Origin of the sequence: Kosakonia sp. SOY2 (genome assembly GCF_027109175.1) — a bacterium.
GTDB lineage: Bacteria > Pseudomonadota > Gammaproteobacteria > Enterobacterales > Enterobacteriaceae > Kosakonia.
Map to the genome: position 1 here is coordinate 705,846 of NZ_JAPVXH010000001.1, position 21,483 is coordinate 727,328.

Sequence of the window (21,483 nt, forward strand, 5' to 3'; positions counted from 1 at the left end):
TTCAATGAGTTAGCTCGTTTTTCACCCGAAAATCCCGCCGCACTGGCGGGATTTTGCTATCCGCCCCGCATTTTTGACTGCTCCTTTTGATGCAACAGAAACGCTGTTTTATAAATCAGTGAAGCGCGTATCGGCACTCTTTGCATTTTTGCCAGCCACGTAATTTTGATGGCAGAAACAGAAAGGTTTCCCGTTGCACATCCTCTTACTTTAGCCGTGTAAGAAATTCCTTTGGCTAAGCCGGATCGTCAAAGGTCCCCCAAAATAAACAGGGTTGACGGCAATGAAAACACGAAAAATTGGATTGGCTAATTATCTCGCCTATGGCTCGGGCGATTTTCTGGGTGCGGGCACAACCGCGTTAACCGCAGCATGGTTACTCTATTTCTATACGACCTTTTGCGGCCTGACGCCGATTGAAGCGACATTTATCTTCGCGACAGCAAGGGTGCTGGATGCGGTGGTCAGTCCGCTGATGGGCTTTTTAACCGATAATTTCGGTTCGACCTGGCTTGGTAAACGCTTCGGTCGACGTAAGTTCTTTATTTTGTTAGGTATCCCTTGCGTGTTCAGCTACTCAATAATGTGGGTAGGGGACATGAGTTTCTGGTATTACCTGCTGACGTATCTGCTGTTTGATGTGGTCTACACCATGATTCTGGTGCCGTACGAAACGCTGGTGCCGGAAATGACTGACGACTTTAAACAGAAAACCAAATTCTCCGGCGCGCGTATCTCCATGGCACAGATGTCGGCGATTCTGGCCTCGTTCCTGCCGGGCGTCCTGCTGTCACACTTTGGTAAAGACAACCCGGTCTCCTTTTTCTACGCAAGTCTGGTGTTCTCGGTGCTCTGTGCGCTGATGCTGACGTTTGTCTGGTGCTTTACCTGGGAACGACCGCGCGAAGAGTGGACCGAAGCGGCGCTGCGCGCGGAAGAAGAGAAAAAGAGCCTCACGCTTGGGCAAAGTTTGCGCCGCCTGTTTGTTGAACTCAGCTCCACGCTGCGTATCAAGATTTTCCGCCAGCACCTGGGGATGTACCTCGGCGGTTATATCGCGCAGGACGTATTTAACGCGGTGTTCACCTATTACGTGGTGTTCGTGCTGATGCAGGAAGCATCGCTGGCCTCCAACTTGCTGGGCACGATGGCGATTTTCCAGTTCATCGCGGTGATTGCCATGATACCGCTGTGCATCCGCTTCGGACCTGCGCCGTCATACCGCATGGTGGTGGTGCTGTTCGGCCTGAGTGCCGCCTCTTATGCCGTGCTCTACTACGCCGGTTTAAGCGATGTTTATTCGCTGCTGTTGCTGGTGTCTGCCGTTGCCGGTCTGGGACGCGGTGGTATCAACTACGTACCGTGGAACACCTACACCTACATTGCGGATATTGACGAAGTGGTCACCGGCCAGCGCCGTGAAGGGATCTTCGCCGGGATCATGACGCTGACCCGTAAAGCCTCGCAGGCCGGTGCGGTGATGCTGGTGGGGATTGTGATGCAGGCGTCTGGCTTTGTCTCCGGGCAGAAAACCCAGGTGCCAGAAGTGAGCCACACCATTTTGATGATCATGTGCTTTGGCACCATTGCGGTACTGTGCTGCGGCTTCCTCGTCTCCTTACGCTTCAAGCTGAACCTGAAAACCCACAGCGTGCTGCGTGAAGAAACGGCCAAAATGCGCCAGAGCGGCCGCGCGATGCCAGTAAGTATCACTCCGCAAGCGCGCGAAACCGTCGAAATGCTGGCGGGCATGCCTTACGAATCCTTGTGGGGCAACAACAACATTGGCTATCTGAATCGCAATAAACCTGCCGCGCCATCGCTGAAAGACGCGTCACTGAAATCGACTTATAACTGAGGTTAAGAATATGAAGGTTTGGCCTGTCAAACACAGCCCGTTACTGCGTCAGCCAGAGCGTTTTATCGCCCGTGATGAACTGAAAGCGTTGATCCGCAAGGTGACGCACAACCTGGTCAATATTCACGACAACACCGGTGAGTTTTTACTCCGTCTCGACGATGGGCGCGTGATTGATACTAAAGGCTGGGCTGGCTGGGAGTGGACGCACGGCGTGGGTCTGTACGGGATGTATCAGTATTACCGTCAGACCGGCGAAGAGGGCGTGCGCGAGGTGATTGATAACTGGTTCGCCGACCGTTTTGCAGAAGGCGCAACCACTAAAAACGTCAATACCATGGCACCGTTCCTGACGCTGGCGTATCGCTATGAAGAAACCGGTAACCCGACTTATCTCCCGTGGCTGGAAAGCTGGGCCGAATGGGCGATGAACGAGATGCCGCGCACCGACTGCGGCGGGATGCAGCACATTACGCTGGCGGAGGAGAACCACCAGCAGATGTGGGACGACACGCTGATGATGACCGTGCTGCCGCTGGCGAAAATCGGCAAATTGCTCAACCGGCCAGACTATGTGGAAGAGGCGGTGTATCAGTTTCTGTTGCATGTGCAGAACCTGATGGACAGGGAAACCGGGCTGTGGTTCCACGGCTGGAATTATGACGGTCACCACAATTTTGCCAACGCGCGCTGGGCGCGCGGGAATAGCTGGCTGACCATCGTTATCCCGGATTTCCTTGAGCTTGTCGATCTGCCGGAAAACAATGCGGTGCGCCGTTATCTGGTTCAGGTGCTGAATGCGCAAATCGCCGCGCTGGCGAAGTGCCAGCATGAAAGCGGGTTATGGCATACGCTGCTCGACGATCCAGATTCTTATCTGGAAGCCTCGGCAACCGCCGGGTTTGCCTATGGCATTCTGAAAGCGCTGCGTAAGCGTTATATCAGCGCCGATTACACGGATGTGGCGGAAAAAGCGGTGAAAGCGATTGTGGAAAATATTTCGCCGGAAGGGGAGTTATTGCAGGTGTCGTTCGGCACCGGGATGGGCAGTAATCTGGCGTTTTATCGCCAGATCCCGCTGACCTCAATGCCATACGGCCAGGCGATGGCGATGCTCTGTTTGACGGAGTATCTGCGCAAATATTTCTGAAAGGCGATAAATGAAAAACCCCGGCTGGCCGGGGTTTTTTTATGGCTAAAAACGGAAGGGATTACATACGCTCTACGGTTTCGATACCCAGCGTATCAAGACCGAGTTTCAGCGTTTTTGCCGTCAGCAGGGCCAGTTTCAGGCGGCTTAAACGGGTTTCGTCGTTTTCCGCGCTGAGGATCGGGCAGTGCTCGTAGAAGCCGGAGAACAGACCCGCCAGATCGTACAGATAGGCGCACATCACATGCGGCGTACCTTCACGGGCAACGACGGACAGGGTTTCTTCGAACTGCAACAGACGCGCTGCCAGCTGGGATTCACGCTCTTCGCCAATCACCACCGGTGCGTTTTCCAGTACGCTCTCTTCAATACCCGCTTTACGGAATACGGAGAGCACGCGGGTGTAAGCGTACTGCATGTACGGTGCGGTGTTGCCTTCAAAGGCCAGCATGTTGTCCCAGTCGAAAACGTAATCGGTGGTGCGGTTTTTCGACAGATCCGCATATTTCACCGCGCCGATACCGACGGCGTTGGCCAGTTTTTCCAGCTCGTCGGCAGGCATATCCGGATTCTTTTCTGCCACCAGACGACGCGCGCGTTCCAGCGCTTCATCCAGCAGATCGGAAAGTTTCACCGTACCGCCCGCGCGGGTTTTGAACGGCTTGCCGTCTTTGCCGAGCATCATGCCGAACATGTGGTGTTCCAGCGGCACGGAATCCGGCACATAACCGGCTTTACGCACGATGGTCCAGGCCTGCATCAGGTGCTGATGCTGACGGGAATCGATGTAGTAGAGCACGCGATCGGCATGCAGCGTTTCATAACGGTATTTCGCGCAGGCGATGTCCGTGGTGGTGTACAGATAGCCGCCATCCTTTTTCTGGATGATGACGCCCATCGGTTCGCCTTCTTTGTTTTTGTACTCATCCAGGAATACCACGGTCGCGCCTTCGCTCTCTACCGCCAGACCTTTGGTTTTCAGATCCGCAACGATGCCCGGTAACATCGGGTTATACAGGCTTTCACCCATAACATCTTTGCGGGTCAGCGTCACGTTCAGGCGTTCGTAGGTTTTCTGGTTCTGACTCATAGTGATATCGACCAGCTTGCGCCACATCTCGCGGCAATATTCATCGCCGCCTTGCAGTTTCACCACGTAAGCGCGTGCGCGTTCAGCGAATGCCGCGTCTTCGTCATAATGTTTTTTGGCTTCACGGTAAAAACCTTCCAGATCCGCCAGCGCCATTTCACCGGCGTTCTCCTGCTGTTGCAGCTCAAGATAGGCAATCAGCATGCCGAACTGGGTGCCCCAGTCACCGACATGGTTGGCGCGAATCACGTTATGGCCGAGGAATTCCAGCGTACGGACTGATGCATCGCCAATGATGGTGGAGCGCAGATGGCCGACATGCATCTCTTTCGCCACGTTCGGCGCGGAGTAATCGATAACCACGGTTTGCGGCTGCGGTTTTGTTACGCCCAGGCGATCGGATTTCAGCGCCGCATCTACCTGCGAGGCGAGAAACTCAGGCGCGAGGAAAATATTGATAAAGCCAGGACCGGCGATTTCAACTTTATTGGCAATCCCGTCGAGAGAAAGGTGAGACAGAACCTGCTCGGCCAGTTGTCGCGGCGCCATGCCCAGTTTTTTTGCTACTGCCATCACGCCATTAGCCTGATAGTCGCCAAACTGAATTTTTGCTGACTGACGAACCTGCGCTTCACAATCGACTGGCGCGCCTGCTGCAATCATGGCCTGACTAACTTTTTCTGAGAGAAGAGCCTGAATATTCACCGGGATACCTTACTTTTAGGACACCGCGTCGCTGAGGCGGCGTCCGGGTGTTTAATAAAGGCGGGAGTATACTGCAAATGCCCGGTGGCGTCAGCACTGCATAACACGGTAGATTATGCGCTTTGTTATGACTTGCGAGCACTGTTATGCGTACCTGGCAAACTGTCGAAGAGTTGCAGGATATCGTGGAAGATTTGCCACGGTTTACCCAAAATTTGCAAAATTTAGCTACTCGTCTGGGGCTGGATATCGCACCCTTAAATGCCGATCACATCTCGTTGCGCTGCCACCAGAACACCACGGCGGAGCGCTGGCGGCGTGGTTTTGAACACTGTGGCGAACTGCTGTCGGAAAACATCATTAATGGTCGGCCGATTTGCCTGTTCAAACTGCGTGAACCCGTGTGTGTCGCCCACTGGCAGTTTACGGTGATTGAGTTGCCGTGGCCGGGTGAAAAGCGCTATCCGCACGAAGGGTGGGAGCATGTAGAAATCGTGCTGCCGGGCGATATCGCCACGCTCAACGCGCGTGCGCTGGCGCTGCTGGCTGATGAGGGCTTAAGCCAGCCGGGTATTTCGGTGAAAACCAGTTCACCAAAAGGCGAGCGCGAACGGCTGCCCAATCCAACGCTGGCGGTGACGGATGGCAAAGTCACCGTGAAATTTCATCCGTGGACCATTGAAGAGATTGTCGCGAGCGAGCAGGGGTGAAAGCGCTTGCGAAAGCGAGCCATGCTGAACCGGGAGAGAGGAAATGACCTTACTGGAAATCTGTTGTTATGGCGTCGATGACGCGGTGATTGCTGAGCAACGTGGCGCCGATCGCATTGAATTTTGCGCTGCGCCGAAAGAGGGCGGTTTAACCCCTTCCTTTGGTGCGTTAAAAGCGATTCGACAGGCGGTAACCATTCCCGTACATCCGATCGTGCGCCCGCGCGGTGGGGATTTTTGCTACCGGGCCGATGAGTTTGCCTCCATGCTGAGCGATATTGCGATGCTCCGTGATCTGGGTTTTCCTGGCCTGGTCACCGGTGTGCTGACGGAAGAGGGAGATGTCGATATTGTGCGCATGCGGGAAATTATGCAGGCCGCACAGGGGATGGCGGTAACTTTTCATCGCGCGTTCGATATGTGTGCTAATCCGCTTCAGGTGTTTGATAACTTAGCGGAATTAGGCATTGCGCGTATTCTCACGTCTGGTCAGCAGCCCTCGGCAGCAAAAGGACTTTCATTAATCAGGGAACTAAATGCCAGGTCTGGTGTTCCAATCATTATGGCCGGCGCAGGTGTGCGTCCGGATAACCTCGAAACCTTTCTCCATGCGGGTATTAAAGAGGTGCATAGCTCTGCAGGCCGCTGGACAGCATCGCCGATGCGCTATCGCAATCCAGGATTATCGATGTCGTCAGATGCCAGTGCGGATGAATATGCCCGCTACGGTGTGGATGGCGATGCGGTGGCGGTAATGAAAGAGATGATTTTGCACCATCGCCCGTAACAGTTTTTACCGCGCATCATGTCGCCCAATATGATGCTTGCTTGTACCAGGCCCCTGCCATTAACAGGGGCCTTTTTTTATCTTACGGTTTGCGGGCAATCAACACCGCGCGAACCGGGGCCGGGTAGCCTTCAACGGTTTTACTGTTATCCGCCGGGTTAAGAAAATCGGCCAGTGATTCCGTGACCATCCACGGCGTACGACGTTGCTCGTCGGTACTGGTAACGCTGGTATCCGCAATGCGTACATCAACAAAACCACACTTCTCCAGCCAGTTTTTCAGCGCCAGCGCAGAAGGGATAAAATAGACATTTCGCATTTGCGCATAGCGGTCACCGGGCACCAGCACGGTATTTTCATCGCCTTCCACCACCAGTGTTTCCAGTACCAGCTCGCCATCTTTCACCAGTTGATCTTTCAACTGCCACAGATGTTCAAGTGGTGAACGGCGGTGATAGAGCACGCCCATGGAAAACACGGTATCGAAAGCGTTCAGCGCCGGAAGCTGCTCAATGCCAAGCGGCAAAAGATGCGCGCGGCGGTCGTCGCCCAACAGCTTACGCACGGCTTCAAACTGGCATAAAAACAACTGCGTTGGGTCGATACCAACGGCAAGCTGCGCACCCGCGCCGACCATGCGCCACAGGTGGTAACCGCTGCCGCAGCCGACATCCAGAATGGTGCGGCCTTTCAGGTCAGAAAGGTGCGGCAGGACGCGCTCCCATTTCCAGTCGGAACGCCATTCGGTGTCGATATCAATGCCATACAGTGAAAATGGCCCTTTGCGCCACGGCATCAGATTACGCAGCAGCGTTTCCATACCTTTAAGCTGCCCGGCGCTGAGCGGTTCGGCGCTTTGCGCGCTGACGCTGTGCAGCAGATCCAGCTTTGCGGGGGTGATGGTCGGCAGAAATTCTACCGCGTTGTTCCACTGCTTAAACTGCCCGTGCAATGCTTCACGCTGCCAGGCGGCGATCTGGGCGGGTAACGTTTCCAGCCAGTGCGCGAGCGTACCGGTGGCTATTTGCTGATAAAAACGGCCGAACTCAATCATGCTGCAACCGCCTTCAGAGCCACCAGCGAACCAAAATTAAAACACTGGAACCACAGTTCGCTGTGCTCAAACCCGGCAGTGCGCAGGCGGGTTTTATGCGCTTCAACAGAATCCGTCAGCATAACGTTTTCCAGCATGCTGCGCTTCTGGCTGATCTCCAGTTCGCTGTAGCCGTTAGCACGTTTAAAATCGTGGTGCATATTGAACAGTAATTCGCCGACGGTGTGGTCTTCAAAACTGAATTTTTCCGATAACACTAACGCGCCGCCAGGGTTCAGCCCCTGGTAAACTTTCTGCAGCAGTTTCAGGCGGTCGTCCGGCTGCAGAAATTGCAAGGTGAAGTTGAGTACCACCATCGAGGCGTTTTCAATCTGAATATCGCGAATATCGCCTTCAATCACTTCAACCGGCGTTGGCGCTTTATAGGCATCGATATGACGACGGCAGCGCTCCACCATGGCGGGTGAATTGTCGACGGCGATGATTTTGCAATCAGCATGGTGAATGTTGCGACGCACTGAGAGCGTTGCCGCGCCCAGTGAGCAGCCGAGATCGTAAACCTGCGTGGCAGGCTGGACAAAGCGCTCCGCCAGCATGCCGATCATCGAGATAATATTGGAGTAACCCGGTACGGAACGCTGGATCATGTCCGGGAAGACTTCGGCTACCCGTTCGTCAAAAGTCCAGTCGCCCAGGCTGGCGATAGGCGCAGAAAAAAGCGTGTCGCGGTGAGACATAGTGTAAATATCCGGGAAAACAAAGGGGCGTATTGTGCGCTAATGCAGGGAGAAAACCAACTCCCAGGGCATGTACCACAGATTTGCCAGCACCATCAACAGCAGCGAGCAAAAGGTTGCGCCCATGCCGGAACGACGCCAGCGGATCAGGCGGTGGTGAAAGCCGTAATAATGCATCAGGCGACCGGCGATCAGCAGCAGCCCACAAACATGCACTAACCAGGTTTGCGCACCGTCCATCTCCATAAAAAGAAGCAGGATCAGGGCGACGGGAATGTATTCCACCGCATTGCCATGAATGCGTATCGCACTTTGCAGCTCGCTAAACCCGCCGTCGCCATAGCTAACACGGTATTGCGTGCGCAGGCGAATAACGTCAAAAGAAAATTTTATGAGTAACAATGCACCCAGCACGGCGTAAAGCGCGCTAACCATACTAACTCCCTTTAAGGCTCTGGTGACCGCTAGACAATGATAGGTGGTTCGTTCAGAAAAGAGAAGATTGCAGCGGAAGAGAAGGGGCGTCGCCAACGCTCGGGACGGCGGCCTGCAACCGCTGCCACAGGGTTTCCACCAGTTCCGGCGCTTGCGCGATATCGGGCGTATGCAAAAACAAATAGGGGGTGGTGGTCTGTTCCCACAACGGGAGTTTTTGCAGCCATACGGCAAACAGCTGGCGATTATGCTCCATATTGTCGCTGCCGATAAAACGCACCATCGGATGGCTGGCGGTTATCAGCGCATGCACCGGGACTTTCGGCTTTTTGCGCTGCGCTTCAATGATCGCTTCACTGTGTGGAATGGCGCTGTGCACCGGGCGGCTATCAAGGATCACCCGGTTCACCCCGCGCGCATGTAAGCCCTGATTGAGCGCTTTTTCCTCTTCGCCTTTGGCGAAAAAGCCTGGATGACGCACTTCAACGCCATAGGTGAAATCAGCCGGCAACGCGTCCAGAAATGCCCACAACGCGGGGAGATCGCGCGGACCAAAGGTTGCCGGAAGCTGTAACCAGTACTGGCCTATCCGGTTGGCAAGAGGCGACATCCGTTGAAAAAACTCGTCTGTCAGATCGCGGCAGTTACGCAGCGCCGCATGGTGCGAAATGGTGGCGGGGAATTTAAAGCAAAAGCGGAAATCATCGGTGGTTTGTTCGCGCCAGCGCGCCACGATCTCAGCTTTTGGCAGCGCGTAAAGCGTGGTGTTGCCTTCGACGCAGTTAAAGTGACGGGCGTACTCTTCGAGGCTGGTGATGCCAAGGCGCACCCATTTGGGGTGCGACCATTGCGGCAGGCCGACATACATCATAACGCGCTGAGGATCTCGTCCGTGCTGCGAACACGGCTAATGCGCGGGAAGATATACTTCAGGCTGCCCTGATGTTGCTCGTTGCTGCCTGCGCTGCAAGCATCTTCTGCAATCACCAGCGAAAAACCTAATTCCCACGCGTTGCGCGCGGTGGATTCCACGCCAATATTGGTGGAAATACCGCACAGCACAATGGTGTCGATGCCACGGCGGCGCAGTTGCAGCTCAAGATCGGTGCCGTAAAACGCGCCCCACTGGCGTTTGGTCACTTCAATATCGCTCTCTTTTTTACCCAGGGCCTGCGGGTAAACCCACCAGTTTTCCGGTAGAGTATGACCGCCTGTTGGCGCGTCAACCGGCTGTTTCAGCGCTTCGGCGAAATCCGCAGACCAGCCAACGCGCACTAATACGACCGGCGAACCGTTGGCACGGAATTTTTCCGCGAGCGTTGCGGCACGTTGAACCACGTCCTGCGCTGTGTGCGGGCCACCGGCGAAAGGTAAAATACCCTCCTGTAAATCGATCACCACCAGTGCGGTTTTCTCAGCATTGAGTTCCAGCATAATAACTCCTGAAAAATGAATGACGTCGGCGGATACCTTACGCGTTATGCAGGTGCGGACGGTTTACAAATTTTGTTAAATTTTGTGAGAATGCGCAATAAGCGCGCAGCAAACGCGCGTACAGTCGGTCGCGGGCTTATCGTCAGTCAGAATTTCCAGTATAATAGCCCCCTTTTTTCATCCAGTTGTGACATACGAAAATAGCTGCCACCAGAGTGCCTGCCCCGCAGGCGGCGGGTCGCGCGCAGCTAATTAAGGGATATCTCATGCGTACAGTATATTGCGGGCAGCTCAATCAGTCCCATGTGGGACAGCAAGTAACGCTTTGTGGGTGGGTCAATCGTCGTCGTGACCTCGGTAGCCTTATCTTTATTGATATGCGCGATCGCGAAGGCATCGTGCAGGTGTTTTTCGACCCGGACCGTCAGGATGCGTTCCAGCTCGCCTCTGAACTGCGTAATGAGTTCTGCATTCAGGTTACCGGTACCGTGCGTGCGCGCGACGGCAAAAACGTCAACAAAGATATGGCAACCGGTGAAGTGGAAGTGTTCGCCACCGGGCTGAATATTATCAACCGTTCTGACGTGCTGCCGCTGGACTCCAACCACGTTAATACCGAAGAAGCGCGTCTGAAATACCGCTACCTCGATCTGCGCCGCCCGGAAATGGCTCAGCGCCTGAAAACCCGCGCCCGGATCACCAGCTTCGTGCGTCGCTTTATGGATGACCACGGTTTCCTCGATATTGAAACCCCGATGCTGACCAAAGCGACGCCGGAAGGCGCGCGTGACTATCTCGTGCCGTCGCGCGTGCATAAAGGCAAATTCTACGCGCTGCCGCAATCCCCACAGCTGTTTAAACAGCTGCTGATGATGTCCGGCTTCGACCGTTACTATCAGATCGTCAAATGTTTCCGTGATGAAGACCTGCGTGCTGACCGCCAGCCGGAATTCACCCAGATCGATGTGGAAACCTCCTTTATGACCGCGCCGCAGGTGCGTGAAGTGATGGAAGCGCTGGTTCGCGAGCTGTGGCAGGAAATTCGTGGTGTGGATCTGGGCGAGTTCCCGATTATGACCTTCGCTGAAGCCGAGCGTCGTTACGGTTCCGATAAACCCGATTTGCGTAACCCGATGGAGCTGGTGGACGTGGCCGACTTGCTGAAAGCGGTCGAGTTTAAAGTCTTCTCCGGCCCGGCAAACGATCCGAAAGGCCGCGTTGCCGCGCTGCGTGTGCCAGGTGGCGCACAACTTAGCCGTAAACAGATTGACGACTACGGCAAGTTTATCGAAATCTACGGGGCGAAAGGCCTTGCTTACATTAAGGTCAACGAAGCGGCAAAAGGACTGGAGGGGATCACCAGCCCGGTCGCGAAGTTCCTGAACGCTGAAATCGTTAGCCCGATCCTTGAGCGCACTGGCGCACAAGATGGCGACATGATTTTCTTCGGCGCGGACCACAAAAAAGTGGTGGCTGATGCGCTGGGCGCGCTGCGTCTGAAGCTGGGTAAAGACCTGAATCTGACCGACGAAACCAAATGGGCGCCGCTGTGGGTGATCGACTTCCCGATGTTTGAAGATGACGGCGAAGGCGGTCTGACCGCGATGCATCACCCGTTCACCTCGCCGAAAGATATGACTGCCGCTGAGCTGAAAGCGGCACCGGAAGAGGCCGTAGCGAATGCTTACGATATGGTTATCAACGGTTATGAAGTGGGCGGCGGTTCTGTACGTATCCATAACGGCGAAATGCAGCAGACTGTATTCGGCATTCTGGGCATCAATGAGCAGGAACAGCGTGAGAAGTTCGGCTTCCTGCTGGATGCGCTGAAGTATGGTACGCCGCCGCACGCGGGTCTGGCGTTTGGTCTGGATCGTCTGACCATGTTACTGACCGGCACTGATAACATCCGTGACGTGATTGCGTTCCCGAAAACCACGGCGGCGGCCTGTCTGCTGACCGAAGCGCCAAGTTTCGCCAACCCGGCATCGCTGGCTGAGCTGGGTATTTCCGTCGTCAAAAAAGAGACGCCGGAGAATAAATAAGATGGCCTTTAAGCACCCTGTTTCTGTGCTGGTGGTGATTTACGCCGAGGACACGAAACGGGTGCTGATGTTGCAGCGGCGCGACGATCCTGATTTCTGGCAGTCGGTTACCGGCAGTCTTGAAGCAGGAGAGGTAGCGTCGCAAGCCGCCATGCGTGAAGTAAAGGAAGAGGTCGACATCGATATTGCTTGCGAGCAACTGACCTTAGTCGACTGTCAGCGCACGGTGGAATTTGAAATATTTAGTCATTTACGTCATCGCTATGCGCCGGGCGTCACGCACAATACCGAATCCTGGTTTTGTCTTGCGCTGCCCCATGAACGCCAGATCGTTTTTAGTGAACATCTGGCGTACCGTTGGCTTGATGCCCCGGCAGCGGCGGCATTAACCAAGTCGTGGAGCAACCGGCAGGCGATTGAAGAATTTGTTATTAACGCCGACTAATTTCCCCTGGAATTTCAGTTCTCAGGAAGGTGGCAATCCCCGGCGTCGCCAGGTGTTTACCGTGGTAAGCAACGGGTGCGAACGGGGGCAGCCAACGCGCCAGAGGACTGAAAGCCGCCGGGAAAAGGCTTTATTGGAGAGTTTTTTATGGCAGGTCATAGTAAATGGGCCAACACCAAACACCGCAAAGCGGCACAGGATGCTAAACGCGGTAAGATCTTTACCAAAATCATCCGTGAACTGGTAACGGCTGCGCGTCTGGGCGGCGGTGATATCGGTTCTAACCCGCGCCTGCGTGCGGCGGTTGATAAAGCGCTGTCTAACAACATGACCCGCGACACCTTAAACCGTGCTATCGCGCGTGGTGTGGGTGGCGATGATGACGCGAACATGGAAACCATCATTTATGAAGGTTATGGTCCTGGCGGCACGGCGGTGATGGTGGAGTGTCTGAGTGACAACCGCAACCGTACCGTGGCGGAAGTGCGTCATGCTTTCAGCAAATGCGGTGGCAACCTCGGTACTGACGGTTCTGTCGCCTATCTGTTCAGCAAAAAAGGGGTTATCTCCTTCGACGCAGGCGACGAAGACACCATTATGGAAGCGGCGCTGGAAGCCGGTGCTGAAGACGTAGTGACGTTTGATGATGGCGCAATTGACGTTTATACCGCGTGGGAAGAGATGGGCGCAGTGCGTGACGCACTGGAAGCCGCGGGTCTGAAAGCGGACAACGCTGAAGTCTCCATGATCCCGTCGACCAAAGCCGACATGGACGCGGAAACCGCGCCGAAACTGCTGCGTCTGATCGATATGCTGGAAGATTGCGACGACGTGCAGGAGGTTTACCACAACGGTGAGATCTCTGATGAGGTTGCGGCGACACTCTAATGTCGCTGATTAACTCGCCTGTCACCGGAGACGCATAATGGCGATCATTCTCGGTATCGATCCGGGTTCGCGCGTCACCGGTTACGGCGTGATCCGCCAGACGGGACGACAACTGACCTATCTCGGCAGCGGTTGTATCCGTACCAAAGTGGATGATTTACCGTCGCGTCTGAAGCTGATTTATGCGGGCGTGACGGAGATCATTACCCAGTTCCAACCGGATTTTTTCGCTATTGAACAAGTATTTATGGCGAAAAACGCCGATTCGGCACTCAAGCTGGGGCAGGCGCGCGGTGTGGCGATTGTCGCCGCCGTCAATCAGGACTTGCCGGTGTTTGAATATGCCGCACGGCAGGTAAAGCAGACGGTGGTGGGGATTGGCAGCGCGGAAAAAAGCCAGGTGCAACATATGGTGCGCACGCTGCTGAAACTGCCCGCTAACCCGCAGGCGGATGCGGCAGATGCGCTGGCTATCGCCATCACGCATTGCCATGTCAGCCAGAATGCGTTGCAGGTGAGCAGCACAAGGCTCAATCTGGCTCGCGGACGATTACGCTAAAAAGCGCCGGTTTACCGGCGCTTTTTTTATAACAGCGAACTTATCTTGCGTGCGTCCTCGTCGGTCGACGGGTTATAGACCACCATTGTCAGGTCCGGTTGCCCTTCCACCGAAAAACTCGAATACTCCAGCGATAACCGACCGACCGCACCATGCAGCAGGATTTTGGTGCCTTCTTCCATGACCGCAATATCGTTATTCTGCCAGAGCTCGGCGAACTCAGCAGAAGCTGCACTGAGTTCTTCCACCAACGGACGAATTTCAACCGACGCACCCGCGCGGGTTGCATCAGCACGAAAAGCGGCCACCAGAAAGCGGGCGAGCGAGTGCCAGTCCACCTGCGCGGCGCGTGCCTGGGGATTAAGGAAAATACGCCGCAGAATGTTACGTTCATGTGCAGGCTGGCTGGCGTAATCGGATAACACCACCGTGGCGGCTTTGTTCCAGGCGAGCACATCCCAGGTTGCATTGCGGATCATCGCCGGGCTCAGGTGCATACAGTCCAGCACCTTTTGCAGCCTTTCTGTCACGGTTCCTCTGGCCGGGTAATGCATGCCCGGAGCACGGCCTAATGCCAGATGAAAAACGTGTTCGCGTTCGCGCTCAGAAAGGCGCAGCGCCTGGCAAATGCGCTCCAGTACTTCCGCCGAAGGCGTTCCCCCGCGACCTTGCTCAAGCCAGGTGTACCAGGTAGCACTAATACAGGCCAGATGCGCCACCTCTTCACGGCGTAGCCCCGGCGTACGCCGCCGTGCGGTATGAAAACCCAGCGCCACAGGGTCAAGCTGCGCCCGGCGCGACTTCAGGTAACTGCCCAGATCTTTAGGCTGAGTAACGCTTTGCATCCTGTTAGTCCTTATACCCCGATAACGTCACTACTTTTCACTACAAAGGATATTTATAAGGATAACGGCGCGAGTCAACATCAGGAGACACACACATGCATGTTTTTCTAACGGGCGCGACCGGTTGGGTCGGCGCAAAAGTGGTGGCAGAGCTGATTGCTGCCGGGCACCAGGTGAGCGGCCTGGCAAGAAACGCGGATAAAGCACAGGCGTTGCTGGCTGCGGGAGGGCAGGTTGTTTCCGGAACGCTGGATGACCATTCTCTCTTGTTTGACGCGGCTTCGCGTGCGGATGCGGTGATCCATACCGCCTTTAATCACGACTTTTCCCGTTTTGCGGAAAATAGCGAACAGGACCGTCGCGCCATTGAAGTGATGGGGGAGGCGCTGATCGGTAGTGACCGTCCGTTGCTGGTGACCTCGGGGCTGGCAAGGTTGGTTCAGGGACGGCCAGCAACTGAAAAGGATCATCCTGTCAGCGCGCCGGACTATCTGCGCCGTTCCGAACAGGCGGCACAGGCTCTGGTCGAAAAAGGTGTCCGGGCTGCCAGTGTGCGTCTGGCTCCAACTGTTCATGGTGTAGGCGATCACGGTTTTATCCCGATTTTGATCGCGCTGGCGAAGAAAACCGGTGTATCCGCCTGGCCGGGCGAGGGTAATAATCGTTGGGCGGCGGTGCATCGCCTTGATGCGGCGAAGCTCTACCGGTTGGCGCTGGAAAGTGGCGTCACGGAAACGGTATACCATGCGGTAGCGGAGCAGGGGATCGCGATGCGGGAGATTGCTATCGCCATCGGCAACATGCTGGGCCTGCCCGCTGAATCACGCAGTGCTGACCATTTTGGCTGGTTTGCCACCTTTGCCGCAGCGGATATGTCAGCGTCCAGCGAGCGAACCCGCGAGGTCTTAGGCTGGCACCCTGAGCAACGCGATTTGCTCACCGATCTTGCGGATGCGGCCTATTACGCGAATTCCTGAACCGCGCTCGCGTTTTCCTGTATATTCGGCTGGATATCTATCCAGCCTTTTTTTATCATACGGCATTACACTTTCAGCCGTTAACGCAGGAGCGTCACGTGATAGGCAGACTCAGAGGCATTATTGTAGAAAAAAAACCCCCGTTGGTTCTGCTGGAAGTGGGGGGCGTGGGATATGAAGTCCATATGCCGATGACCTGCTTTTATGAGCTCCCGGACGCCGGAAAAGAGGCGGTTGTTTTTACACAGTTTGTGGTTCGCGAAGACGCTCAGCTGTTGTACGGCTTTAATAACAAGCAGGAACGGACGCTGTTTCGTGAGCTCATCAAAACCAATGGCGTTGGGCCGAAGCTGGCGCTGGCGATTTTGTCCGGTATGTCGGCGCAGCAGTTTGTTAACGCCGTAGAACGCGAAGATCCTGCGGCGTTGGTCAAATTGCCGGGAATAGGGAAGAAAACCGCCGAGCGTTTGATTGTCGAGATGAAAGATCGCTTTAAAGGTCTGCATGGCGATCTCTTCACCCCGGCTGCAGATTTGGTGCTGGCCTCTCCGGCGAGCCCGGCGACGGATGATGCGGAACAAGAAGCCGTTGCTGCGCTGGTGGCGTTGGGCTATAAACCTCAGGAAGCCAGCCGGATGGTAAGCAAGATTGCGCGTCCGGACGCCAACAGTGAAACCCTGATCCGCGAAGCACTGCGCGCGGCGTTGTGAGGTAGAGGATGATTGAAGCAGACCGTCTGGTAACGCCCGCCAGCACCAATATAGAGGAAGTTGCAGACCGCGCTATTCGTCCGAAAATGCTCGACGAGTATATCGGTCAGCCGCATGTGCGCTCGCAAATGGAGATCTTTATCCAGGCGGCAAAGCTGCGCGGTGACGCGCTGGACCATCTGCTTATCTTCGGCCCACCGGGCTTAGGTAAAACGACGCTGGCGAATATCGTGGCAAACGAGATGGGTGTCAATCTGCGCACGACCTCAGGGCCAGTGCTGGAAAAAGCGGGCGATCTTGCCGCGATGCTCACTAACCTCGAGCCGCATGATGTGCTGTTTATCGATGAAATACACCGCCTCTCGCCGGTTGTTGAAGAGGTGCTTTATCCGGCGATGGAAGATTACCAGCTGGATATCATGATCGGTGAAGGGCCAGCGGCGCGCTCGATAAAAATCGATTTACCGCCGTTTACCTTGATCGGCGCGACGACGCGTGCGGGTTCGCTTACGTCGCCGTTGCGCGATCGTTTCGGTATCGTGCAGCGTCTGGAGTTCTATCAGGTTGCGGATTTACAGCACATTGTCGGGCGCAGCGCGCGCTATATGGGGCTGGCGATGAGCGACGAGGGTGCGCTGGAAGTGGCGCGCCGCTCACGCGGTACGCCACGTATTGCGAATCGACTGCTGCGGCGTGTGCGCGATTTCGCCGAAGTGAAACACGATGGTGATATTACCGCTGATATCGCGGCCCAGGCGCTCGACATGCTGAATGTCGATGCCGAAGGCTTCGACTATATGGATCGTAAACTGCTGTTAGCCGTTATCGATAAGTTCTTCGGTGGCCCGGTCGGGCTGGACAACCTGGCGGCAGCTATTGGCGAAGAGCGCGAAACGATTGAGGATGTGCTGGAGCCGTATCTTATCCAGCAGGGTTTTTTGCAGCGTACGCCGCGTGGTCGGATGGCAACAGTCAGAGCGTGGAACCACTTCGGCATTACGCCACCGCAAATGCCATAACATTAAAGGCCGGAGAGCATTTGCTTCCGGCCTTTCGCTTTAGCTGGCGGGTTTCTTCATCATGCTGAAGATAAACAGCAGCGCCGCGCACAACACCACGGATGGGCCCGCGGGCGTGTCATAAAAGGCTGAAAATGTCAGCCCGCCGGTGACGGCGATCATCCCGATCCCGACCGCGATGCCCGCCATTTGCTCCGGCGTACGTGCGAAGCGTCGCGATGTCGCGGCAGGGATAATCAACAGGGAGGTAATGATCAGTGCGCCGACGAATTTCATGGCAACGCCAATCGTTAATGCAGTGACCAGCATCAGTAACAGCTTCACACGCTGCAGCTTCACGCCATCGACAAAGGCCAGCTCGGGGCTGATGGTCATCGACAGCAGATTGCGCCATTGCCAGAACAAAATCCCCAGCACCACGACAACACCCAGAGCGATCGCCAGCAGATCGCCTGGTGTCACTGCCAGCAAATCCCCGAACAGATAGGCCATTAAATCGACACGGATATTTGACATCAGGCTGACAACAACCAGACCCAGCGACAATGCGCTGTGCGCCATGATCCCCAGCAGGGTATCAATGGCCAGATGAGGCCGTTTTTCCAGCCATACCAGCCCGGCGGCCAGCAGCAGCGTAACCGCGATCACCGCATAAAAGGGATTGACGTCCAGTAATAAACCGAAAGCGACACCCAAAAGAGAAGCATGCGCGAGCGTATCGCCGAAATAGGACATTCTGCGCCAGACAACAAATGAGCCCAACGGACCTGCCGCGCAGGCGAGCATAACCCCGGCAAGCCAGCCGGGTAGTAATAATTCAATCATGAGTGTCCATTACCCTGGCGCAGCACAATGCGGCCCTGTAAATCGTGGCGGTGGTTGTGATTGTGGCGATAAATTCCCAACTGTTCCGCGCCACGCTGGCCGAACATGGAGATAAATTCCGGGTGCATCGAAACCACTTCCGGCGTGCCAGAACAGCAAATATGGTGATTCAGGCAGAGCACTTCATCGGTTTTTGCCATAACCAGATGCAGATCGTGAGAAACCATCAATACAGCGCAGTCCAGCTCTTTACGCAACTGGTCAATCAGGTTGTACAGCGCTACCTGGCCATTCACATCAACGCCCTGGGTTGGCTCATCAAGAACCAGTAATTGGGGGCGATTAAGCAGCGCTCGCGCGAGCAATACACGCTGGGTTTCACCACCAGAAAGTTTTTGCATTGGCGCATCGACCAGGTGTGCGGCCTGAACACGTTTCAGTGCCGGAACAATATCATCTTTACTGGTGCCAGGACGCAGGCGCATAAAGCGGCGAACGGTGAGCGGCAGAGTCGCGTCAAGGTGTAATTTCTGCGGCACGTATCCGATGCGAAGCGTTTTGTCACGCTTGATTAACCCGGAGTCGGGTGCTACCAGCCCAAGCACAACGCGCACCAGCGTTGATTTGCCCGCGCCATTAGGGCCCAGCAGGGTTAAAATTTTACCAGCGCGTAAATTCAGCGAAATATCAGACAGGACGCGACGTTGGCCGAATGCGACGGTGATTTTTTCGAGCGTTACAAGATTCGTCATAGCATTTATAGGGTTGCACAAGTTGTCGAATGTTATAATATCACATTCCACTCATTCATTACGATTAATAGTCGCATTATGTTACATAAAAATACGCTTCTTTGCGCAGCGTTATCCGCTGCGCTTCTCGGTGGAGCAGCACAAACTGCTAACGCCGCCGTTGTAACGTCATTAAAGCCGCTGGGGTTTATCGCGTCAGCAATAGCCGATGGGGTGACACCGACGGAAGTATTACTGCCGGACGGTGCATCAGAGCACGATTATTCCCTGCGTCCTTCGGATGTAAAACGCTTACAGAACGCGGACTTAGTATTTTGGGTCGGGCCTGAAATGGAAGCATTTATGGTGCGTTCCGCGCAGCAAATCCCGGCGAAAAAATTAGTGACGATGGCGGATCTGGAAGGCGTGAAAACGCTACTCATGAAAGGGTCGGATGACGATGAGCACGACCATAATGATGGACATCATCAGGACGAAAAAAGTGATGAACATCACCATCACGGTGAGTACAACATGCATCTGTGGCTTTCCCCGGAGATTGCGCGGCTGTCAGCGGTTGCAATCCACGATAAATTAGTGGAAGTTATGCCGCAAAGTCGAGCCAAGCTGGACGCCAACCTGCAAGCATTTGAGGCATCATTAGCCCAGTCCGATAAGCAGGTCGGTAACGAGCTGGCACCGCTGAAAGGGAAAGGGTATTTCGTTTTTCATGACGCCTACGGCTACTTTGAAAAACACTACGGACTGACTCCGCTGGGTCACTTTACCGTCAACCCCGAAATTCAGCCTGGTGCGCAGCGTTTACATGAAATCAGAACACAGTTGGTTGAGCAAAAAGCAACCTGCGTTTTTGCTGAGCCACAGTTCAGGCCAGCGGTCGTAGAAGCTGTTGCCAGAGGGACATCCGTTCGAATGGGAACGTTGGATCCGCTCGGTATCGGCATCAAGTTAGGCAAAGAGAGCTATCCGCAGTTCCTTGCCCAACTTTCACATCAGTATGCGAGCTGCCTGAAAGGAGAATAACGAGGAAGTGAATACGTGCAACAGATAGCCCGCTCTGTCGCCCTGGCATTTAATAATCTGCCCCGACCCCACCGCGTTATGCTGGGGTCGCTTACAGTTCTCACTCTCACGGTCGCCGTTTGGCGTCCGTACGTTTACCACCCCGAATCCGTTACCCCCATTGTTAAAGCTATCGAACTGCCGAAGAGCGAAATTCGTTCTTTGTTGCCGGAAGCCAGCGAACCTATCGACCAGACTGCCTCGGATGACGATGTTGACGCTATTCCGCAGGATGAACTCGATGAGAAAACATCCAGTGAAGCCGGCGTACATGAATATGTCGTATCGACGGGCGATACGCTGAGCAGCATTCTTAATCAGTACGGCATTGATATGGGTGATATCAGCCAGCTTGCCGCTGCGGATAAAGAACTGCGTAACCTGAAAATTGGCCAACAGATCTCCTGGACTCTGACCGCGGATGGCGATTTGCAGCGATTGACCTGGGAGATGTCCCGCCGCGAGACTCGTACTTATGACCGCATTGATGGCGGCTTCAAAATGAGTAGCGAAACGCAGCAGGGCGATTGGGTAAACTCGGTGATGAAAGGGACTGTCGGCGGGAGTTTTGTTTCCAGCGCGCGCGACGCCGGGTTAACCAGCGGTGAAATCAGCGCGGTGATCAAAGCCATGCAGTGGCAGATGGATTTCCGCAAACTGAAAAAAGGCGATGAATTCTCCGTACTCATGTCCCGCGAAATGCTGGAAGGCAAGCAAGAGCAAAGCCAGTTGCTTGGTGTGCGTTTGCGTTCCGACGGCAAAGATTATTATGCAATCCGCGCAGAAGACGGCAAATTTTACGATCGCAACGGTACTGGCCTGGCAAAAGGATTTTTGCGTTTCCCGACATCCAAGCAGTTCCGCGTATCTTCAAATTTTGACCCCCGTCGTCTGAACCCGGTTACTGGTCGGGTTGCGCCGCACAAAGGCGTTGATTTCGCGTTGCCGCAGGGAACGCCTGTGCTGGCGGTAGGGGATGGTGAAGTCGTCGTGGCGAAACGCAGCGGAGCGGCAGGTAACTATGTCGCTATCCGCCACGGGCGCACCTATACCACGCGATATATGCACCTGCGCAAACTGTTGGTAAAACCAGGGCAGAAAGTGAAACGCGGCGATCGTATTGCGCTCTCCGGGAACACCGGGCGTTCTACCGGGCCGCATTTGCACTATGAAGTGTGGATCAACCAGCAAGCGGTTAATCCGTTAACGGCGAAGCTGCCGAGAACCGAAGGATTAAGCGGGTCGGATCGCAAAGATTATCTGGCACAGGTTAAAGAGATTCTGCCTCAGTTAAAAGTAGACTGATTCGTTTAACAACTGTGCGTCCGAAGCCGATGTCCAAACCGCATCGGCTTTTTCTTTTGTGCGATGGATAGTGCCTCGCTACACTATCTCA

At 54.9% G+C, this 21,483-nt stretch carries 22 protein-coding genes; 13 read left to right on the top strand and 9 right to left on the bottom strand.

Annotation, left to right across the window (positions count from 1 at the left end; all coding sequences use genetic code 11):
* Positions 1–283: 283 nt before the first annotated feature.
* Both O3S68_RS03315 and bglB read left to right on the top strand, forming a co-directional pair.
* Positions 284–1,858: an MFS transporter gene (locus O3S68_RS03315; RefSeq protein WP_269230783.1), complete on the top strand. Its 1,575-nt coding sequence runs from the start codon at positions 284–286 to the stop codon at positions 1,856–1,858.
* Between the two features lie 10 nt (positions 1,859–1,868).
* Positions 1,869–3,008 (top strand): beta-galactosidase BglB, encoded by a 1,140-nt coding sequence (gene bglB, locus O3S68_RS03320; RefSeq protein ID WP_269230784.1) that lies wholly within the window; start codon positions 1,869–1,871, stop codon positions 3,006–3,008.
* Positions 3,009–3,069: 61 nt separating this feature from the next.
* On the opposite strand, the gene argS is transcribed toward bglB, so the two are convergent.
* A complete protein-coding gene (argS, locus tag O3S68_RS03325) occupies positions 3,070–4,803 on the bottom strand; it encodes an arginine--tRNA ligase (protein WP_020454135.1) in 1,734 nt (577 codons plus the stop codon).
* 146 nt (positions 4,804–4,949) lie between these two features.
* On the opposite strand from argS, the gene O3S68_RS03330 reads away from it, so the two are divergent.
* A complete protein-coding gene (locus O3S68_RS03330) occupies positions 4,950–5,513 on the top strand; it encodes a VOC family protein (RefSeq protein WP_269230785.1) in 564 nt (187 codons plus the stop codon).
* A 43-nt stretch (positions 5,514–5,556) separates the two neighbouring features.
* Positions 5,557–6,300 (top strand): copper homeostasis protein CutC, encoded by a 744-nt coding sequence (gene cutC / locus O3S68_RS03335; RefSeq protein ID WP_160269681.1) that lies wholly within the window; start codon positions 5,557–5,559, stop codon positions 6,298–6,300.
* An 82-nt stretch (positions 6,301–6,382) separates the two neighbouring features.
* Here the strand turns inward: cutC and cmoB are convergent, their stop codons facing one another.
* From cmoB to O3S68_RS03360, 5 genes are read right to left on the bottom strand one after another with little or no spacing between them, the layout of a single operon-like run.
* Positions 6,383–7,354: a tRNA 5-methoxyuridine(34)/uridine 5-oxyacetic acid(34) synthase CmoB gene (cmoB, locus tag O3S68_RS03340; protein ID WP_020454132.1), complete on the bottom strand. Its 972-nt coding sequence runs from the start codon at positions 7,352–7,354 to the stop codon at positions 6,383–6,385.
* Positions 7,351–8,091, bottom strand: a complete 741-nt coding sequence (gene cmoA / locus O3S68_RS03345; RefSeq protein WP_045511305.1) for a carboxy-S-adenosyl-L-methionine synthase CmoA — start codon at positions 8,089–8,091, stop codon at positions 7,351–7,353. The genes cmoB and cmoA overlap by 4 nt, the downstream gene beginning before the upstream one ends.
* A gap of 39 nt (positions 8,092–8,130) precedes the next feature.
* Positions 8,131–8,526, bottom strand: coding sequence for an MAPEG family protein (locus O3S68_RS03350; protein WP_017456923.1), 396 nt, complete (start codon positions 8,524–8,526; stop codon positions 8,131–8,133).
* A 52-nt stretch (positions 8,527–8,578) separates the two neighbouring features.
* The gene (locus tag O3S68_RS03355) at positions 8,579–9,397 is read right to left on the bottom strand and encodes a DUF72 domain-containing protein (RefSeq protein ID WP_269230786.1); all 819 of its coding nucleotides are present in this window, start codon (positions 9,395–9,397) and stop codon (positions 8,579–8,581) included.
* Positions 9,394–9,960 (bottom strand): hydrolase, encoded by a 567-nt coding sequence (locus tag O3S68_RS03360; RefSeq protein WP_020454129.1) that lies wholly within the window; start codon positions 9,958–9,960, stop codon positions 9,394–9,396. The genes O3S68_RS03355 and O3S68_RS03360 overlap by 4 nt, the downstream gene beginning before the upstream one ends.
* A 266-nt stretch (positions 9,961–10,226) precedes the next feature.
* Here O3S68_RS03360 and aspS point away from each other — a divergent pair, with 266 nt between their 5' ends.
* The 4 genes from aspS to ruvC all read left to right on the top strand — a co-directional run bounded on the left by aspS (position 10,227) and on the right by ruvC (position 13,897).
* A complete protein-coding gene (gene aspS, locus O3S68_RS03365; protein WP_269230787.1) occupies positions 10,227–12,005 on the top strand; it encodes an aspartate--tRNA ligase in 1,779 nt (592 codons plus the stop codon).
* Between the two features lies 1 nt (position 12,006).
* A complete protein-coding gene (gene nudB, locus O3S68_RS03370) occupies positions 12,007–12,450 on the top strand; it encodes a dihydroneopterin triphosphate diphosphatase (RefSeq protein WP_020454127.1) in 444 nt (147 codons plus the stop codon).
* A 147-nt stretch (positions 12,451–12,597) separates the two neighbouring features.
* A complete protein-coding gene (locus O3S68_RS03375; RefSeq protein ID WP_045511314.1) occupies positions 12,598–13,338 on the top strand; it encodes a YebC/PmpR family DNA-binding transcriptional regulator in 741 nt (246 codons plus the stop codon).
* 37 nt (positions 13,339–13,375) lie between these two features.
* Complete coding sequence (gene ruvC / locus O3S68_RS03380; RefSeq protein ID WP_020454125.1) at positions 13,376–13,897, top strand: crossover junction endodeoxyribonuclease RuvC; 522 nt, start codon at positions 13,376–13,378, stop codon at positions 13,895–13,897.
* 26 nt (positions 13,898–13,923) lie between these two features.
* Here ruvC and O3S68_RS03385 read toward each other — a convergent pair whose 3' ends face one another.
* The gene (locus tag O3S68_RS03385) at positions 13,924–14,742 is read right to left on the bottom strand and encodes a helix-turn-helix transcriptional regulator (protein ID WP_045511317.1); all 819 of its coding nucleotides are present in this window, start codon (positions 14,740–14,742) and stop codon (positions 13,924–13,926) included.
* Positions 14,743–14,837: 95 nt separating this feature from the next.
* Here O3S68_RS03385 and O3S68_RS03390 point away from each other — a divergent pair, with 95 nt between their 5' ends.
* The 3 genes from O3S68_RS03390 to ruvB all read left to right on the top strand — a co-directional run bounded on the left by O3S68_RS03390 (position 14,838) and on the right by ruvB (position 17,448).
* The gene (locus O3S68_RS03390) at positions 14,838–15,719 is read left to right on the top strand and encodes an SDR family oxidoreductase (protein WP_269230788.1); all 882 of its coding nucleotides are present in this window, start codon (positions 14,838–14,840) and stop codon (positions 15,717–15,719) included.
* Positions 15,720–15,817: 98 nt separating this feature from the next.
* A complete protein-coding gene (gene ruvA / locus O3S68_RS03395; protein ID WP_269230789.1) occupies positions 15,818–16,429 on the top strand; it encodes a Holliday junction branch migration protein RuvA in 612 nt (203 codons plus the stop codon).
* A gap of 8 nt (positions 16,430–16,437) precedes the next feature.
* Entirely contained in the window at positions 16,438–17,448 is a 1,011-nt protein-coding gene (gene ruvB, locus O3S68_RS03400) for a Holliday junction branch migration DNA helicase RuvB (RefSeq protein WP_269230790.1), read from the top strand.
* A 39-nt stretch (positions 17,449–17,487) separates the two neighbouring features.
* On the opposite strand, the gene znuB is transcribed toward ruvB, so the two are convergent.
* The gene (gene znuB / locus O3S68_RS03405; protein WP_045511326.1) at positions 17,488–18,273 is read right to left on the bottom strand and encodes a zinc ABC transporter permease subunit ZnuB; all 786 of its coding nucleotides are present in this window, start codon (positions 18,271–18,273) and stop codon (positions 17,488–17,490) included.
* The gene (znuC, locus tag O3S68_RS03410; protein WP_269230791.1) at positions 18,270–19,025 is read right to left on the bottom strand and encodes a zinc ABC transporter ATP-binding protein ZnuC; all 756 of its coding nucleotides are present in this window, start codon (positions 19,023–19,025) and stop codon (positions 18,270–18,272) included. Before znuC ends, znuB begins: the two co-directional genes overlap by 4 nt.
* Positions 19,026–19,103: 78 nt before the next feature.
* On the opposite strand from znuC, the gene znuA reads away from it, so the two are divergent.
* Both znuA and mepM read left to right on the top strand, forming a co-directional pair.
* Positions 19,104–20,048, top strand: a complete 945-nt coding sequence (gene znuA / locus O3S68_RS03415) for a zinc ABC transporter substrate-binding protein ZnuA (protein WP_269231651.1) — start codon at positions 19,104–19,106, stop codon at positions 20,046–20,048.
* Positions 20,049–20,063: 15 nt separating this feature from the next.
* Positions 20,064–21,392, top strand: a complete 1,329-nt coding sequence (gene mepM, locus O3S68_RS03420) for a murein DD-endopeptidase MepM (protein ID WP_044489393.1) — start codon at positions 20,064–20,066, stop codon at positions 21,390–21,392.
* Positions 21,393–21,483: the final 91 nt, after the last annotated feature.

Coding starts and splice junctions, on each gene's coding strand:
- znuA (WP_269231651.1), top strand. CDS start 19,104: ATGTTACATAAAAATACGCTTCTTTGCGCAGCGTTATCCGCTGCGCTT.
- aspS (WP_269230787.1), top strand. CDS start 10,227: ATGCGTACAGTATATTGCGGGCAGCTCAATCAGTCCCATGTGGGACAG.
- ruvC (WP_020454125.1), top strand. CDS start 13,376: ATGGCGATCATTCTCGGTATCGATCCGGGTTCGCGCGTCACCGGTTAC.
- ruvB (WP_269230790.1), top strand. CDS start 16,438: ATGATTGAAGCAGACCGTCTGGTAACGCCCGCCAGCACCAATATAGAG.
- bglB (WP_269230784.1), top strand. CDS start 1,869: ATGAAGGTTTGGCCTGTCAAACACAGCCCGTTACTGCGTCAGCCAGAG.
- O3S68_RS03390 (WP_269230788.1), top strand. CDS start 14,838: ATGCATGTTTTTCTAACGGGCGCGACCGGTTGGGTCGGCGCAAAAGTG.
- O3S68_RS03350 (WP_017456923.1), bottom strand. CDS start 8,526: ATGGTTAGCGCGCTTTACGCCGTGCTGGGTGCATTGTTACTCATAAAA.
- O3S68_RS03330 (WP_269230785.1), top strand. CDS start 4,950: ATGCGTACCTGGCAAACTGTCGAAGAGTTGCAGGATATCGTGGAAGAT.
- O3S68_RS03385 (WP_045511317.1), bottom strand. CDS start 14,742: ATGCAAAGCGTTACTCAGCCTAAAGATCTGGGCAGTTACCTGAAGTCG.
- O3S68_RS03375 (WP_045511314.1), top strand. CDS start 12,598: ATGGCAGGTCATAGTAAATGGGCCAACACCAAACACCGCAAAGCGGCA.
- nudB (WP_020454127.1), top strand. CDS start 12,007: ATGGCCTTTAAGCACCCTGTTTCTGTGCTGGTGGTGATTTACGCCGAG.
- O3S68_RS03360 (WP_020454129.1), bottom strand. CDS start 9,960: ATGCTGGAACTCAATGCTGAGAAAACCGCACTGGTGGTGATCGATTTA.
- O3S68_RS03315 (WP_269230783.1), top strand. CDS start 284: ATGAAAACACGAAAAATTGGATTGGCTAATTATCTCGCCTATGGCTCG.
- cutC (WP_160269681.1), top strand. CDS start 5,557: ATGACCTTACTGGAAATCTGTTGTTATGGCGTCGATGACGCGGTGATT.
- znuC (WP_269230791.1), bottom strand. CDS start 19,025: ATGACGAATCTTGTAACGCTCGAAAAAATCACCGTCGCATTCGGCCAA.
- cmoB (WP_020454132.1), bottom strand. CDS start 7,354: ATGATTGAGTTCGGCCGTTTTTATCAGCAAATAGCCACCGGTACGCTC.
- O3S68_RS03355 (WP_269230786.1), bottom strand. CDS start 9,397: ATGATGTATGTCGGCCTGCCGCAATGGTCGCACCCCAAATGGGTGCGC.
- cmoA (WP_045511305.1), bottom strand. CDS start 8,091: ATGTCTCACCGCGACACGCTTTTTTCTGCGCCTATCGCCAGCCTGGGC.
- znuB (WP_045511326.1), bottom strand. CDS start 18,273: ATGATTGAATTATTACTACCCGGCTGGCTTGCCGGGGTTATGCTCGCC.